The following is a 15,295-nucleotide window of genomic DNA, read 5'->3' as shown; positions in this document are numbered from 1 at the left end:
GCTTGGTCTCGGTCCTATAATTGAACCAACGGTCAAGGTATTTGCTCAAAATTTCATACACGCAATGCCCCCGATGCTCATAGGAGAACGACAATGCCTTGGTATGCCTGGCTGATACTCATCATAGCCCTCGGCTCGATCGTCGGTGGGCTGATGATGCTGCGCGACACAGCGAAAAAGCTGCCCCTGACCGATGAGCAATTGCGCAAGGTGCATGAGCGCAATGCCGAGGCGGATGCCAAGGATGCGCAGGATAGGTAGGAGTTACGTCGCGGCTGTGCCTGCGGTGAATGCGGGTGTTCGCCGGGGGATTGGCGGGGGGCCAGTGTTCGCCGGCAGATTTACGGGGGATTCGGGTGTACGCCGGCCGATTTACGGGGGATTCAGGTGTTCGCCGCGCGCTCTACAGCGATGTTGAGATCGAGCGCCGCCCGCGCGGCGCATCGCGGGCAAGCCCGCTCCTACATTTGTTGCAACGTGCCATGGCCTGATAGGCCATAGTTGTCAGCCTTGTTGGTACGACGCGATTTTTCGGCTGGCGCTGCTGTCGCCCCACCTGTCTTCCGCCATGCGCCAAGGCGGACAACCATGGCCTGTCTGGAACGGCGCGTTGCAACAAATGTGGGAGCGGGCTTGCCCCGCGAAGCGCCGCGCGGGCGGCGCTCGATCTCAAAGGCGCTGAAGATCTCAAGGCAGGCGCTTCGCGATGCGCCGCGCAGGCGGCGCTCGATCTCATGGGCGCTATAGCATTTACGCCTGGCCCGGCGCTCAATCTCCAGGGCCCTACAGCACCCGTGCCTGGCGCTCCAACGCCCTACTCCACCATAACCTTGTCCCGATTCCGCTCCAGCAATGCACTGCCAATCCCCTTGATCTCCAGCAGCTCATCCACCGAAGCAAACGGCCCATGGGCATCCCTGTAAGCGACGATGGCTTCCGCCTTGGCCTTGCCGATGCCATTCAGCTCCTTCTGCAGGGTCAAGGCATCCGCCGTATTCAGGTTCACCTTGGCCGCCGCCACATCCATCTGGCTAACCACCGGCACCGGCTCTTTGGGCATCGTCGCGGCCCCCGGCGCGGCAGCAACAGAGAACGACAAACCGGCGAACAGCGGCAACAGCAGGTAATTGAGGACAATATTGCGCATGAGGTCACTCCTGTGAGTTGAGTTTGCGTGCAGCAGTTTCCTTGGCTGCCCCCTCAAACTAGCGGCTCACAGGCACTAAACCCACTGGGGAATGGTTACCAAATCAGACGTCACAACATGTTGCACGCTTACCGGTGAAACTTCCCACGGCAAGCGTGCACAAGGCCTTCAACCCTGCAGGATAGGGTCGCGCAACAAGCGCAGCAGGTACTGCCCATAGCCATTCTTGCTCAACGGCGCAGCCAGGGCTTGCAGCTGCTCTGCATCGATCCAGTTCTGGCGGAAAGCCATTTCTTCCGGGCAGGCGACCTTGAGGCCCTGGCGGCGTTCGAGTGTGGCAATGTAACCACTGGCTTCAAGCAGGGAGTCGTGGGTGCCGGTGTCGAGCCAGGCATAGCCACGCCCCATCACTTCCACCGACAGCTGATCACGCTCCAGATAAAGCCGGTTGAGGTCGGTGATTTCCAATTCACCGCGCGCCGAGGGTTTAAGCCCCTTGGCCATCTCGATCACGTCCTGATCGTAGAAGTACAGCCCAGTTACCGCATAGTTGGATTTGGGTTTCAGCGGTTTCTCTTCCAGGCTGATGGCCTTGCCGTGCGCGTCGAACTCGACCACGCCATACCGCTCGGGGTCGTTCACGTGGTAAGCGAACACACTCGCCCCTTCGCCACGCGCCATGGCGCCGTCCAGCAGTTTGTGGAAGTCGTGGCCGTAATAGATGTTGTCACCCAGCACCAAAGCCGACAGGTCGTTGCCGATGAACTGCTCGCCAATGATGAACGCTTGCGCCAGGCCATCTGGCGATGCCTGCACCGCGTAGGTGATATTGATACCCCACTGGTGACCATCGCCCAGCAACTGCTCGAAACGCGGCGTGTCCTGCGGGGTGGAGATGATCAGAATGTCGCGGATGCCCGCCAGCATCAAAGTGGTCAGCGGGTAGTAGATCATCGGTTTGTCGTACACCGGCAGCAACTGCTTGGAGATGGCCAGTGTTGCCGGGTGCAGGCGGGTGCCCGAACCGCCTGCCAGAATGATGCCTTTACGCTGTGAGATCGTGGTCATTTTTCGTACTTCCCTGAACGCCCGGTGTAATTCGTTTCAACCCACTCGCGGTAACTGCCCGACTGCACGCCCTCGACCCACGCTGCGTTGTCCAGGTACCACTGCACCGTTTTACGGATGCCGGTTTCGAAGGTTTCCGCCGGCTTCCAGCCCAGCTCGCGTTCGAGCTTGCGCGCATCGATGGCGTAGCGGCGGTCGTGCCCGGGGCGGTCGGTAACGTAGGTGATCTGCTGCGCGTAGGGCTTGCCGTCGGCACGCGGTTGCAGCTCGTCCAACAGCGCACACACGCGGTTGACGATGTCCAAGTTGGGTTGCTCGTTCCAGCCGCCCACGTTGTACACCTCGCCCACCTTGCCAGCCTCCAGCACACGGCGGATGGCGCTGCAGTGGTCCTTCACGTACAACCAGTCACGAATCTGCTGGCCGTCGCCATACACCGGCAGCGCCTTGCCCGCCAGCGCGTTGACGATCATCAGCGGGATGAGTTTTTCGGGGAAGTGCAGCGGCCCGTAGTTGTTCGAGCAGTTGGTGGTCAGCACCGGCAGCCCGTACGTATGGTGGTAGGAGCGCACCAGGTGGTCGCTGGCCGCCTTGCTCGCCGAGTAAGGGCTGTTGGGCTGGTACTGATGCGTTTCGGTAAACGCCGGTTCATCAGCCTTCAGCGAGCCATACACCTCGTCGGTGGACACATGCAGGAAGCGAAACGCCGCACGCTCCGCGTCGTCCAGCCCCTGCCAGTAGGCACGCACCGCTTCGAGCAGCTGGAAGGTGCCGACCACGTTGGTTTCGACGAACGCCTGCGGCCCATGAATGGAGCGGTCGACATGCGATTCGGCAGCAAAGTTGAGCACCGCCCGCGGCTTGTGTTCAGCCAGCAGCCGCTGCACCAACGGCCCATCGCCAATGTCGCCCTGCACGAACACATGCTGCGGGTTGCCTTCCAGGCTGGCCAGGCTCTGCAGGTTGCCGGCGTAGGTGAGCTTGTCCAGGTTGATGATCGTCTCGCCCGATTGGCTCACCCAATCCAGCACGAAGTTCGCACCGATGAAGCCGGCGCCGCCGGTTACCAGGATTGTCATAGGGTCAGGTCATTCCCGAGCTGGTGGTAAGAAGTGACGTAAGTGTAAACGCGATTGATGAAAGCGTTATCGGCGGCGCACGCTGTCGCAGGATGGTTGGGTGGGTAATTTTGCGCGGGGGAAAAAGAAGCCCTACCGACCACCCGGATACCACCGGTCGCCAAATTCATTAAAACGACACCCGGTAGTTGCCAGGCAAAACGCCATCATGCGTGTCCCATGAAACACGATTAACGGCAGAAATAGCCGAATAATCGGTAGGAACTTTCCGATAAAGACGTGGTACGACCTTGACGCTTATACCCTCTCGCGCTTAACCTCGCCGCCCTTAGAACATGGAAGTCTCCGGAACATACCCCGGCACAACGCCGACGGGCTCGGTCCTTTCCTGAAGATGAATCCCGGCGTGCCTTTGGCGCGCTGCTTTGCTTTGCGGTTACCATCTTGAAGCCTCGTTCCTCCCTCCAGATTCAGAAATCGGTCATCTTCGCCCTTGTGCTGCGTGAAGCGCGCTCCCGTCTCGGCTCTAGCCGGCTCGGTGCCGTCTGGCTGCTGCTTGAACCGATCTGCCACCTGCTGATCTTCTCCTTGCTGTTCAGCATGCTGCGCGGGCGCACCGTTTCCGGCGTCGAGTACCCGGTCTTCATCCTGGTCGGCATGGCGCCGTTCCTGCTTTACCGCAACACTGCACTGCGCCTGATGGACAGCCTGCGCGAAAACCGCTCGCTATTCGGCTACAAACAGATCAAGCCGCTGGACACGTATGTTGCCCGAGTGATCGTGGAAACCTGCGTTGCAGCCACCGTATACGCCATTCTGGTGTTCGGCTTCGCCTGGTTCGGCTTCGACATGTCTGTGCATAGCCCGCTGCAATGGGTAGCCAATTTGTTGCTGGGCCTGCTATTCGCCTTCGGCCTTGGCATGCTGCTGGCCCTGATTACCCACGCCCTGCCCAGCCTGAAGATCGTCATCCGCATGGCTTTCTTCCCGTTGTACTTCATTTCTGGCGTATTGATCCCCGCAGCCTACCTCCCTCCCGCGATGATGCCGGTGCTGCTGCTCAACCCGTTCCTGCACATCCTCGAGCTGATCCGCGCCGAGGTGCTGCCGCACTACACCCCGGTCGATGGCGTGTCCGAAACCTATGTCATCGCCTTCACCATGGTTCTGCTGTTCCTGTCCCTTGGGGCCTACCGCGCCCGCAGGATGCACCTGATTTCCACCAAGAACGGTTAAGTACAGGCCACCCGTGTTCGAGCTCAGAAACGTCACCAAGTCCTACCTGACGCCCAATGGTCGCCGGTACGTCTTCCGCAACCTGTCGCTGGCCATCCCGCCCGGCAAGAACATCGGCCTGATCGGCCGCAACGGCGCCGGCAAGTCGACCCTGATGCGCCTGCTGGGCGGTGCCGACGTGCCCGACTCCGGCACCATCGTCACCGACCGCAGCATCTCGTGGCCGGTAGGTTTGACCGGCGGCTTCCAGGGCAGCATGACCGGGCGCGACAACATCAAGTTCGTGTGCCGTGTATACGGCGCGACGGGCGATGCGATGCGCGAAAAGATTCGTTACGTGCAGGAGTTCGCCGAAATCGGCGACTGGATCGACGAACCGATCAAGACCTACTCCTCGGGCATGCGCTCACGCGTGGCATTCGGCCTGAGCATGGCCTTCGACTTCGACTACTACCTGATCGATGAAGTGATGTCGGTGGGCGATGCGCAGTTCAAGCGCAAGTGCGCCGACGTATTCAAAGAAAAGCTGCAAAAAGCCAACGTGGTGCTGGTTTCCCACTCCATGCCCGAGATCGAAAAGCTGTGCGACATCGTGCTGCTGGTACGTGACGGCGGCATCCAGGTGTACGAAGACGTCGCCGAAGGCATCAAGGCTTACAACAGCTGAGCAAACCCTCTTCCAATTCAGCAGCACCGTTCCATATCAAGGATGCATCCAACTATGAGCAGTACGGGTAACAAGAAGGGCTGGCGCCTGGCGTTGGCCATGGTGGTTCTGCCAATGATCCTGGCGGCCGTGTATTACGGCGTGTTCGCTGTCGACCGTTTCGTCAGCTCCGCCCAGGTGGTGGTACGCCAGGACGGCAACAACCAGGGCGCCCAGGTGCCTGGCCTGGCCACCCTGCTGACCGGCGCCAACCCGGCTTCGCGCGAAGAAACCCTGTACCTGCGCGAATACATCACTTCGATGGACATGATGCTGCTGCTGGAAAACAAACTGCACTGGATCGAGCAGTACACCACCCAGCGCGGTGACGTGTTCTTCTGGCTCGACAAGGACGCCCCGCGCGAAGACTTGCTGGAGTACTACCAGCGCATGGTGTCGGCCCACTACGACGAAACCACCGGCCTGCTGCGTGTAGAAGTGCAAGCGTTCACCCCGGAGCTTTCCGAGCAGATGCTGCGCGAGATCCTTCAGGCCAGTGAGCACTTCGTCAACGAAGTGAGCCACAACATTGCCCGCGAGCAGATGAAGTTCGCCCAGGGCGAGCTGGAAAACGCACGCCTGAACTACGCCAAGCGCAAGACCCAGCTGCTGACCTTCCAGAACGACAACAAGGTACTGGACGGTGGCAACACCGCGCAGAGCCGCGCGACCATCATTGCCGACCTTGAAGGCCAGTACACCAAAGAGCAGGCATCGCTCACCGAGATGAACTTCAAGCTGCGCCCCAACGCCCCCCAGGTGCGCCAGCAGAAGCAGAAGGTCGAGGCCATCACCCAACAGCTGGCCAAAGAAAAGCGCCTGCTGGTGTCGTCGCCGCAGGGCTCGCAGCTGAACGTGGTTGCTTCGCGCTACCAGCAGCTGATGCTTGACGCCGGCATTGCCGAAGAAACCTACAAAACTGCCGTCGCCGCGCTGGACAATGCCCGCATCGAAGCGAGCAAGAAAATCCGCACCCTGGTGACCGTAGTCAGCCCGAACACTCCGCAGCTCGCCCTGTACCCAGAGCGCCTGTACAACCTGGCCACCATCCTGCTTGGCCTGCTGATGGTATTCGGCATCACCCGCTTCATTCTGGCTTCGATCGAGGATCATCGTGATTAAATCCCTGGCTGTCTCCAAACGCGTCAACCTGAAACTGGCAGCACTGGCCCTGGCGACCCTGGGCCTGGCGGGCTGCGGCGGCACCTTGTCTGGCGCCGGCCCGTACAAGGGCACGATCGAAACCAAGAACGAGGCGTACAACCTCGTCGACATCAACGCCAGCACCATCGCGCCGTTCATGTTCGGCGCCCCGCGCCCTGCCCTGGCCTCGGTCACCAAGCCGGTATCGGCCGAAGTGCGCCTGGCCGCCGGTGACGTGCTGAACGTGCTGATCGCCGATACCGCCCCAGAAGGCTCCGCCCTGTTCGCCCCCCTGGCAACTGGCGGCACCCAGCTGAAAACGCGCATCGACTCGCAGGGCATGCTGTCGCTGCCCTACGTCGGCCGCCAGTTCGTTGCGGGCATGACCCTCAACGAGGTCGAGAACATGATCCGCCGCCAGCTCAAAGGCATCACCACCGACGTGCAAACCCACGTTGAGCTGGTCGGTGACCTGTCCGGCTCGGTATTGGTTGCCGGTGCAGTGAAGACCCCAGGGCGCTTCAGCACCCTGCAAGGTCCGCTGACCCTGCTGGATGCCGTCAACCAGGCCGGTGGCCCGGTCATGGAACCGCACTTGGTTAACGTGACCGTGCGTAACGGCAAACAGGTGCAGCAGTTCAACTATGAAGACATTCTGGCGGGCAACAACATGGTGCTGCGCCCGAACTCGGAAGTAGTGCTGGACCGTGCGCGTCAGCGGTTTGTGGCGATGGGTGCGGTGGGTGAGCCAGGGTTGAAGGACCTGCCTAGCCAGAACACCAGCCTGCTGGATGCGCTGGGTAGCGTAGGTGGGCTGCGTGAGCAGAATGCGAACCCGGAAGGTGTGTTTGTGTTCCGCATGGCTGATGCAGCCAATGGCAAGCCGACCGTGCTGCGGTTGGACATGCGTGATCCGGCGGCGATTTTCTATGCGCGGCAGATTGCGATTAAGCCAGATGACACGATTTATGTCACGAATGCGGCTGTGTATGAATGGCAAAAGGTTATCTCGCCGATCGTGCAGACCATGTTGCTTGGCCGCACGGTCGGCGCATACAACTAGGTCTGATATAAATCACTGGTCGAGCCACTTAAACAGCTCGACCAGTTCTCTCCCGCGACGCAGTCAAATAGCTATCAATGACTTCCAATCAACCAGACAACTCCTGTTCCGACAGCTTGTAAATCTGGACATTATGATTTTCAAAGGGTAAATCATGAACTTTGAAGAATTTGTGGCACTTGTTGAAAAACTTGGCGGATCTGTAATTGGAAAACCGGCTGCATGGAAGTCAGCATCTATCGACCTCAAGGGAACTGGAACATGCTTTAGGTTCGCAACATCATCGAAAGTAGATAATCTGTCAATTACAGACTACGGCGGAAACAACAGCTTCGAGATTGGCAGCAAGTCGAAGCTTACTGGGACAATAAAAGTTGGGAAGGGATGCAAACTCAGCATTGGTGACGGCTTCACAGCCACCGGCGGTTTGAAGCTTCACTTATCCGAGGGTTGTGGGATATACATTGGCAATGATTGCATGCTAGGCGTCAACGTTAGCATCTACAACCATGATTACCACCCAATATTCTCTGCCACCACAGGGCAAAGGCTAAACCGGTCGAAGGATGTGGTAATAAAAGATCACGTGTGGCTTGCGAACAATGTGACAGTACTTAAAGGCAGCCTTATCAACAGCGGGAGTGTTATTGGCATTGACTCTACTGTCATTGGAGAAATCAAACCCAATAGTATTGCAGTTGGCAACCCAGCCAAAGTAGTAAAAGAAGACATAATTTGGGATCGGGCTTCGCTTAATACCTCCCACCCGAATGGAATCGACAGTGTTAAGGAAATCTGAAAATGGGAACTTTCGTCAAAAAAACCAAAAAGCTAATTCTGCATCCCAAAAAATTCTTCATCGATCGCCAACGAAAGATAGATGCAGCCAAACTCGTACCTTCTATTCAACAAAAACCGCAGGCCGCACCTCAAAAAAAAACAGCTGCCAAACAGGCCCCGCCGAAACCTAACCCTAACCTTAAGGTTTACATCAACTCAAGCTTCACTGAAAGCGGCAAGCTATTTCAGCACGTGAAGAGTATTTTTGGCAAATATGTAAACCTTCACATCGGTGATTATCGTTTTCCAAAAACCGATGTAATATTCGACATCTCTGGAAGGATTTATTCTGCTGAGCTAAGCTCACCAGCAGAGAACAACATTCTGGTAAAAGGCTTTCTTCTTGCGACACCAAAAGAAACCCCCAGCCATTCAGAAAGCAAATTCAATTCAACGTTCGTCGAACTTATCCATAAGATAAACGTCGAGCACATGAAGTCTATCTCAGATTTCAATCTCCTATACAAGTACTACGAAGACCGTCCTGAGCGCAACGAAAACTCTCAAGTCAAATATGCTTTGAGTGCCGGAATCTACGAAAGTGACATAATTTCGAAAGCCATTGGGATTCTTGAAAATCCAGCAACCCTGCACCAGCGAGACCTAATTTTCACCTTCAAGAAAGTCTACAGAGTATTAGGGACTGAACAAAGACTTGAGTCGATTGCCAACAAGTTTGCAGCAATCGTGAAAAAAGAGCCCTTCCCTACTGACTTCTTAATGCTCTTAGCCGCGTTCTTTACCGAGAGCGGCGACTTCAAGCGCGCATTAGAGATGGCAAATTTAGCCAAATCTAAGGATGCCGCGTCCTGGTCAAAGCACCGGTATTTGGGGCTAGCCCACCTTATCTATTCAGCAGGCTTGAGCGAAGAACTTGCAGTTAAGCAAGATCACGATCTTTATTTGAGCCTCACACGAAATGAATGGGAGTTCGAAAACTATCTTTACGAGAACTGCAGAAGCCTTGCAGTTGTAGGGAACTCGCCAATTGATCTATCCAAGCGCAAAGGCGAAGCAATCGACTCACACAGCAAAGTAGTGCGTTTCAATAGCGCAATTACAGACTACCCCCACTGCTTAGACTATGGGAAACGTACCAGCGTTCTCATTACCAACCCTCGCTATTATGAAACACAGCGAAATAGAAAACATGAACTTGACTTCATACTAATTTCAGATGGCAATTTATTCTCAACTAAAGATCTCTTTTATAAAGTCAATGACCTCGCGCAATTCTCAAACAAGATATGTCTTCTACCGAGAAAAGTTGACTTAAAGCTGACGCAAAAAATTTGTGCATCCCCCAGCAGCGGTCTCAAATTCCTTACGTGGCTCTATGAGATCAACGGCCTGATCTCAGAAAAAAGTTTGTTTGGTTTCTCCCTAACCGATCAAGCTCACGGGATCGCAACATCCTACTCGGGCGGACGCAAAGTAGGACTAAACACCATTCACAACTGGTCAAGTGAAAAAATCCACCTTGAACAACTTGTTCTGAAAGATGAAGCCGAGGTATTTTCAAAGTGAAGCTAGATGTAATCATTCCATTCAAGGACGCGGAAATTCATCTGCCGAATATTTGTGCCGACTTAGAGAAGCAGAACTTCAAGAATTTTACGGTTCATTTCGTATCCGACCACAGCATTGATGACTCACTCACCTACCTCGATCGCGAGTTCTCATTCGAACATAAAATTTATGAATCGCTTGAAGACGGTCCCGGCGCAGCCAGAAACCTAGGTATCACGTCCTCCAGCAATCAGTACCTCTTGTTCATTGATGCAGATGATCGCATCTCGCCAAACTATCTTTCTCGCTTCGAACAAGTCGCCGCAGCCACTGCCCCCGACATCATTGAGTGCATGTATCAATCCATCGACACCGATGGAAACGTAATCTCGGGCACAAACCTTGAAAGCTTCATCTCTCCAGATGATAGATTCATGGCTCTCGTGTATGGTGACGTCCCTAGGCTTTCTTGGGGTAAGGCTTACAAAAGAAGCCATATCGAAAATCAAAATGCTTACTTTCCTGACAACATTCACAATGGTGAAGACCACATATTCTTGCTCAAAGCGTATAAGGGATCGCCGCACATCGAAATAATCTGCGAACAACTGTATAGCTGGATCAGGCACTCTCACAGCCTCACCAACAGAGCGCCCACCACTAAAACTGTAGAAGACTTCGTTAAGGTTGGCGAACTTAAGGCTGAGCTACTCGAGCTCACTCCATCGGACACGTCAGTAGACGAAGATAAACTCCTGAAATTCTCAAGAAGGACCTTCAAGGAGGCTCGAATGCTCACGTCAAAAATCAAGTCAGACTCGATCGACTCCGAAAAACTTATCTCAGAGTTACAATCTTTGATTGCATCATCAAACACTCTTGACTTGGTTTGCGAAACCCTTAGAAACGATAGTACTAGTTACTGGCAGGACATAATGGCGTAGAACGAAGCCTTTACTTATTTCCATTAACGAGTAAGAAAATTGAAAATCACCCCAACCATCGAGTGCTCCAACTCCACCCCGTTCGTCCTTTTCGGCGGCATCAACGTCCTCGAGTCCGAAGACCTTGCCCTGAAGGCCTGTGAAGAATACGTGCGCGTCACTCAGAAGCTGGGCATCCCCTACGTCTTCAAAGCCAGCTTCGACAAGGCCAACCGCTCGTCCATCCACTCCTACCGTGGCCCTGGCATGGAAGAAGGCCTGCGCATCTTCGAAAAGGTGAAGGCCGAATTCGGCGTGCCGATCATCACCGACGTGCATGAAATCTACCAATGCGCCCCGGTTGCCGAAGTGGTCGACGTGCTGCAGCTGCCCGCCTTCCTGGCCCGCCAGACCGACCTGGTGGTCGCCCTGGCCAAGACCGGCAAGCCGGTCAACATCAAGAAGCCGCAGTTCCTCAGCCCTTCGCAGATGCAGAACATCGTGCACAAGTTCAAGGAAGCTGGTAACGACCAGCTGATCCTCTGCGACCGCGGCACCTGCATGGGCTACGACAACCTGGTGGTCGACATGCTCGGCTTTGGCGTGATGAAACGGACCTGCGACAACCTGCCGATCATCTTCGACGTGACCCACGCCCTGCAGAACCGCGACCCGTCGGGCGCTGCCTCCGGCGGCCGCCGCGAACAGGTCGTCGACCTGGCGCGCGCGGGCATGGCCGTTGGCTTGGCTGGCCTCTTCCTGGAAGCGCACCCCAACCCGGACCAAGCCAAGTGCGACGGCCCAAGCGCCCTGCCGCTGGACAAGCTGGAGCCGTTCCTGGCGCAGATCAAAGCGTTGGACGACCTGATCAAGGGCTTCCCGCCCCTGGCCATTTCGTAAGCCTCGGCAACAAGGATTGTGAGCATGGCAACTTCTGAACAACGGGTCGCGATCGTCATTCCGGCCCGCTACGGCTCCACCCGCTTGCCCGGCAAGCCGTTGGCCGATATCGCCGGCAAACCGATGGTTCAGCACGTTTACGAGCGCGCACTGCAGGTTGCCAACGCACAAGTGGTGGTCATTGCCACTGATGACGAGCGCGTCGCCGAAGCCGTACGCGATTTTGGTGGCGTGTGCGTGATGACGTCCCCGGACCACCCGTCCGGCACAGATCGCCTTGCCGAAGTCATGGCCCAGGTTGATGCAGATATCTACATCAACCTGCAAGGCGACGAGCCACTGGTGCGCCCGTCGGATATCGAAGCCCTGGCGGCCGGCATGCTGGCGGATGCCAGCGTCAATGTAGGCACCCTATGCCACCCGATCGATGCGCATGAAGCGGGCAACCCCAACACCGTCAAAGTGGTGCTGGCAGGCAATGGCAACGCCCTGTACTTCAGCCGCTCGCCTATCCCCTACCCGCGCGACAGCGAAGTGGCCACCTACCTCAAACACGTAGGTGTGTATGCCTATCGCCGCGACGTGCTGGCCGAATACGCCAGCCTGCCGCAACCGATGATGGAGCACGCCGAAAAGCTGGAGCAGCTGCGCTTGATGGCTGCCGGCTACTGCATTCGTGCGTACGTGGTCGAGCCAACCGGCCCGGGTGTGGATACGCCTGAATGCCTAGAGCAGGTGCGCGCGTTGATGACCGGCCAAGCGCCGGTGGCAAAGCCAACGCTAGCTGACATCCGCCTGGTGATCACCGACGTCGATGGCGTGCTGACCGATGGTGGCATCTACTACGACGCCACCGGCGAATGCCTCAAGCGCTTCCATGTGCGTGATGGCATGGGCATGCGCTTGCTTGAAGAAAATGGCGTACGGGTTGCCGTGCTGTCGGGGCGGGATTCGGCGACCCTACGCAAGCGTGTCGCTGACCTGGGCGTGACCCTTTGCCAGTTTGGAGTAAAGGACAAATATGCAGCTTGTATACAACTCATGGCTCAGGCAAATGCAAACTCGACGGAAACAGCTTGTATTGGTGATGACGTAATAGATCTACCGGCATTTGCTGCCTGCGGACAATCGTTCGCAGTTGCAGACGCTCCATCTTATGTTCAGGCTGCCGCTAACTATACGCTTCGGACCAAAGGTGGGGAAGGTGCATTCAGAGAATTGGCAGATGAAATTCTGCTAGTGCAAGGCAAGGGCGCTGTCCTTCATAGCGTAGCGGGCTACTCAAAAATAATGAATAAAATGGCTCAATAAGATAGAGCCAACCTTAATCTCGCAACCTACGAACTAGAGCCTCCTTTAACAACGTGAACGAAGGACAATAAAGTTTTCCATGATTAAGAAATGTTTATTCCCTGCCGCTGGTTATGGCACTCGCTTTCTACCTGCAACAAAAGCTATGCCTAAAGAAATGCTGCCGGTAGTTAACAAACCTTTGATCCAGTACGGCGTTGAAGAGGCGCTGGACGCTGGTCTGAATGAGGTCTCCATCGTCACCGGCCGAGGTAAACGCGCGCTGGAGGACCACTTCGACATCAGCTATGAACTGGAAAACCAGATCAAAGGGACTGACAAGGAAAAGTATCTGGTCGGCATCCGTCGCCTGCTGGATGAGTGCTCATTCTCCTATACCCGTCAGACCGAGATGAAGGGCCTCGGCCATGCCATCTTAACTGGTCAGCCGCTGATAGGCGACGAGCCTTTCGCAGTGGTCTTGGCGGACGACCTGTGCGTGAACCCGGAGGGTGATGGCGTACTGACTCAAATGGTTAAGCTTTACAATCAATTTCGCTGCTCCATCGTTGCTATTCAGGAAGTGGACCCTCAAGAAACCACCAAGTACGGCGTAATAGCCGGCGATATGATTCGTGACGATATATACCGCGTTACCAACATGGTTGAGAAGCCAAAACCCGAGGACGCCCCGTCGAATCTGGCGATCATCGGCCGATATATTCTTACCCCGGATATCTTTGATATTCTCAAGAGCACCCCACCAGGCAAGGGCGGTGAGATTCAGATCACCGACGCGTTGATGCAGCAAGCTCAAAACGGCTGCGTGATTGCCTATAAGTTCAAAGGTAAGCGCTTCGATTGCGGCGGTGCTGAAGGCTACATCGATGCTACAAATTTTTGCTTCGAGAACTTTTACAAAAGTGGTAGCTAGGATTAATCAGACCCCATAAAAAACGGGACTTTATCAGTCCCGTTTTAATTCCGATCCACGTGTTGTCAGTCGAAAATTTCGACAACTCCAACAACTGCGCCTTCAGCGTCAGTCACCGCCAACGCCCGAATCTTGTTATCCAGCATGTAGGCCTCAGCTTCGGAAAGCTGGGAATCTTCCTGGATGGTGTGCGGATTGGCAGTCATGAACTTCGCCACGTTTTCGTGGATCGTGCCTTCGTTATCCAGCAACGCGCGGCGCAGATCACCGTCAGTCACGATGCCTACCAGCTTGTCGTCATCCATAACGACGGTTAGGCCCAGACGGCTGCGGGTCATCACCAGCAAGCAATCATGGAAGCTGGTCGCAGGCGTAACCACCGGTGCTGGCGAGTGCATCACATCGCAAACGCGAGTCAGCAGTTTGCGGCCCAGGCTGCCGCCGGGGTGGTAGCGGGCGAAGTCCATTGGCTTGAACTGGATGGCTTCGATCAGCGCTACTGCCAGCGCATCGCCCATTGCCATGGTTGCCAGGGTGGAGGTGGTCGGTGCCAGGTTGTTCGGGCAGACCTCGCGCTCGACCGAGATGTCCAGCCAGATATCGGCGTGCTTGGCCAGGGTGGACTTGCCGTTGCCGGTCATGGCGATGATCTTGTTGCCGAACGACTTCAGGCTTGGGATCAGCTTGATCAGCTCTTCGGTTTCGCCGCTGTAGCTGATTAGGATGAGCACGTCGATCGGCTTGAGCATGCCCAGGTCGCCGTGGAAGGCTTCGGCGGGGTGCAGGAAGAAGCTTGGGGTGCCGGTGGAGGCGAAGGTGGCAACCATCTTCTGGCCGATCAGGCCGGACTTGCCCATGCCGCAGACCACGGTACGGCCTTGGCAGCCGAGGATCAGTTCGACGGCGCTCTGGAACTCGCCATTGAGGCGGTCAGCCAGCTGGGTGACAGCCTGGGCCTGGGCAATTAAAGCTTCTTTGGCGATGCTGAGGTGATTCATGTTCGTCCCTGACGACTGCAGTTATTGCGAAGCGGCGCATGGTAAGGTTTTTGTCACATTAATCAAAGCGCGATAGGCGGGGGATTGCGGGCTATCTGACTGATGGGTCGCGGTTTTTTGATTTTTGGCAACTGCACCGCGCTCTGCGGGGCGATCTGCTCCGATGGAGCTGGATTATTGAATGGCCCTACTGCGGGTTCAGATTCTTCCTACAGGAATGGGCTGGAGGTATAAGACCAAGGGAAATACCCTACAAAGTCTGTCGACAGGCGTCTGATTGTTCCTGGAAAGCTAGCCCTCTAGGCTTTCGGGGTCGCTGAGGGTTCAGCGATCGGGTGTGGAAACCCGAACAATCTTCAAGATACCTGCCCGTAATGGCAGCTGTGCGCGGGAGGCCGTGAGGCCTGCCGGGGTTCCTTGAAGACCGGTTTTCCACCCCGCGTACAGTTGCCTCCCTTC

The 15,295-nt window shown here is 56.1% G+C and carries 15 protein-coding genes; 11 read left to right on the top strand and 4 right to left on the bottom strand.

Features of this window, described 5'->3' with window-relative positions:
• Positions 1-93: 93 nt before the first annotated feature.
• Positions 94-261, top strand: a complete 168-nt coding sequence (locus ACFY68_RS23930) for a DUF2897 family protein (RefSeq protein ID WP_016500979.1) — start codon at positions 94-96, stop codon at positions 259-261.
• Positions 262-814: 553 nt separating this feature from the next.
• Here ACFY68_RS23930 and ACFY68_RS23925 read toward each other — a convergent pair.
• From ACFY68_RS23925 to rfbB, 3 genes are all read right to left on the bottom strand, one after another.
• Complete coding sequence (locus ACFY68_RS23925; protein ID WP_387532552.1) at positions 815-1,147, bottom strand: ComEA family DNA-binding protein; 333 nt, start codon at positions 1,145-1,147, stop codon at positions 815-817.
• Positions 1,148-1,315: 168 nt separating this feature from the next.
• Complete coding sequence (gene rfbA, locus ACFY68_RS23920; protein WP_387532549.1) at positions 1,316-2,215, bottom strand: glucose-1-phosphate thymidylyltransferase RfbA; 900 nt, start codon at positions 2,213-2,215, stop codon at positions 1,316-1,318.
• Complete coding sequence (rfbB, locus tag ACFY68_RS23915; protein WP_387532546.1) at positions 2,212-3,294, bottom strand: dTDP-glucose 4,6-dehydratase; 1,083 nt, start codon at positions 3,292-3,294, stop codon at positions 2,212-2,214. Before rfbB ends, rfbA begins: the two co-directional genes overlap by 4 nt.
• Before the next feature lie 444 nt (positions 3,295-3,738).
• On the opposite strand from rfbB, the gene ACFY68_RS23910 reads away from it, so the two are divergent.
• The 10 genes from ACFY68_RS23910 (at position 3,739) to galU (ending at position 13,838) form a co-directional block, all read left to right on the top strand.
• Positions 3,739-4,530, top strand: a complete 792-nt coding sequence (locus ACFY68_RS23910; protein WP_387532543.1) for an ABC transporter permease — start codon at positions 3,739-3,741, stop codon at positions 4,528-4,530.
• A gap of 13 nt (positions 4,531-4,543) precedes the next feature.
• The gene (locus ACFY68_RS23905) at positions 4,544-5,197 is read left to right on the top strand and encodes an ABC transporter ATP-binding protein (protein ID WP_346615214.1); all 654 of its coding nucleotides are present in this window, start codon (positions 4,544-4,546) and stop codon (positions 5,195-5,197) included.
• Positions 5,198-5,251: 54 nt separating this feature from the next.
• Positions 5,252-6,358 (top strand): ABC transporter permease, encoded by a 1,107-nt coding sequence (locus ACFY68_RS23900; protein ID WP_387532540.1) that lies wholly within the window; start codon positions 5,252-5,254, stop codon positions 6,356-6,358.
• Positions 6,351-7,442 carry a polysaccharide biosynthesis/export family protein gene (locus ACFY68_RS23895; protein ID WP_387532537.1) on the top strand — a complete coding sequence of 364 codons (1,092 nt, stop codon included), beginning with the start codon at positions 6,351-6,353 and terminating at the stop codon, positions 7,440-7,442. The genes ACFY68_RS23900 and ACFY68_RS23895 overlap by 8 nt, the downstream gene beginning before the upstream one ends.
• Positions 7,443-7,596: 154 nt before the next feature.
• Positions 7,597-8,241 carry an acyltransferase gene (locus ACFY68_RS23890; RefSeq protein WP_387532534.1) on the top strand — a complete coding sequence of 215 codons (645 nt, stop codon included), beginning with the start codon at positions 7,597-7,599 and terminating at the stop codon, positions 8,239-8,241.
• A 2-nt stretch (positions 8,242-8,243) separates the two neighbouring features.
• Positions 8,244-9,809: a glycosyltransferase family 29 protein gene (locus ACFY68_RS23885; protein WP_387532532.1), complete on the top strand. Its 1,566-nt coding sequence runs from the start codon at positions 8,244-8,246 to the stop codon at positions 9,807-9,809.
• Positions 9,806-10,735 carry a glycosyltransferase family 2 protein gene (locus tag ACFY68_RS23880; RefSeq protein ID WP_387532529.1) on the top strand — a complete coding sequence of 310 codons (930 nt, stop codon included), beginning with the start codon at positions 9,806-9,808 and terminating at the stop codon, positions 10,733-10,735. The genes ACFY68_RS23885 and ACFY68_RS23880 overlap by 4 nt, the downstream gene beginning before the upstream one ends.
• A 39-nt stretch (positions 10,736-10,774) precedes the next feature.
• Positions 10,775-11,614, top strand: a complete 840-nt coding sequence (kdsA, locus tag ACFY68_RS23875; RefSeq protein WP_387532526.1) for a 3-deoxy-8-phosphooctulonate synthase — start codon at positions 10,775-10,777, stop codon at positions 11,612-11,614.
• Between the two features lie 24 nt (positions 11,615-11,638).
• Positions 11,639-12,925 carry a 3-deoxy-manno-octulosonate cytidylyltransferase gene (gene kdsB, locus ACFY68_RS23870; RefSeq protein ID WP_387532590.1) on the top strand — a complete coding sequence of 429 codons (1,287 nt, stop codon included), beginning with the start codon at positions 11,639-11,641 and terminating at the stop codon, positions 12,923-12,925.
• Between the two features lie 79 nt (positions 12,926-13,004).
• Positions 13,005-13,838: a UTP--glucose-1-phosphate uridylyltransferase GalU gene (galU, locus tag ACFY68_RS23865; protein WP_387532524.1), complete on the top strand. Its 834-nt coding sequence runs from the start codon at positions 13,005-13,007 to the stop codon at positions 13,836-13,838.
• 65 nt (positions 13,839-13,903) lie between these two features.
• On the opposite strand, the gene ACFY68_RS23860 is transcribed toward galU, so the two are convergent.
• Positions 13,904-14,836 (bottom strand): SIS domain-containing protein, encoded by a 933-nt coding sequence (locus ACFY68_RS23860; protein ID WP_387532521.1) that lies wholly within the window; start codon positions 14,834-14,836, stop codon positions 13,904-13,906.
• Positions 14,837-15,295 lie beyond the last annotated feature (459 nt).

The sequence above is a fragment of the Pseudomonas sp. NPDC012596 genome (genome assembly GCF_042902325.1).
Lineage (GTDB): Bacteria > Pseudomonadota > Gammaproteobacteria > Pseudomonadales > Pseudomonadaceae > Aquipseudomonas.
This window is presented reverse-complemented; position numbering and strand designations above follow the sequence as displayed.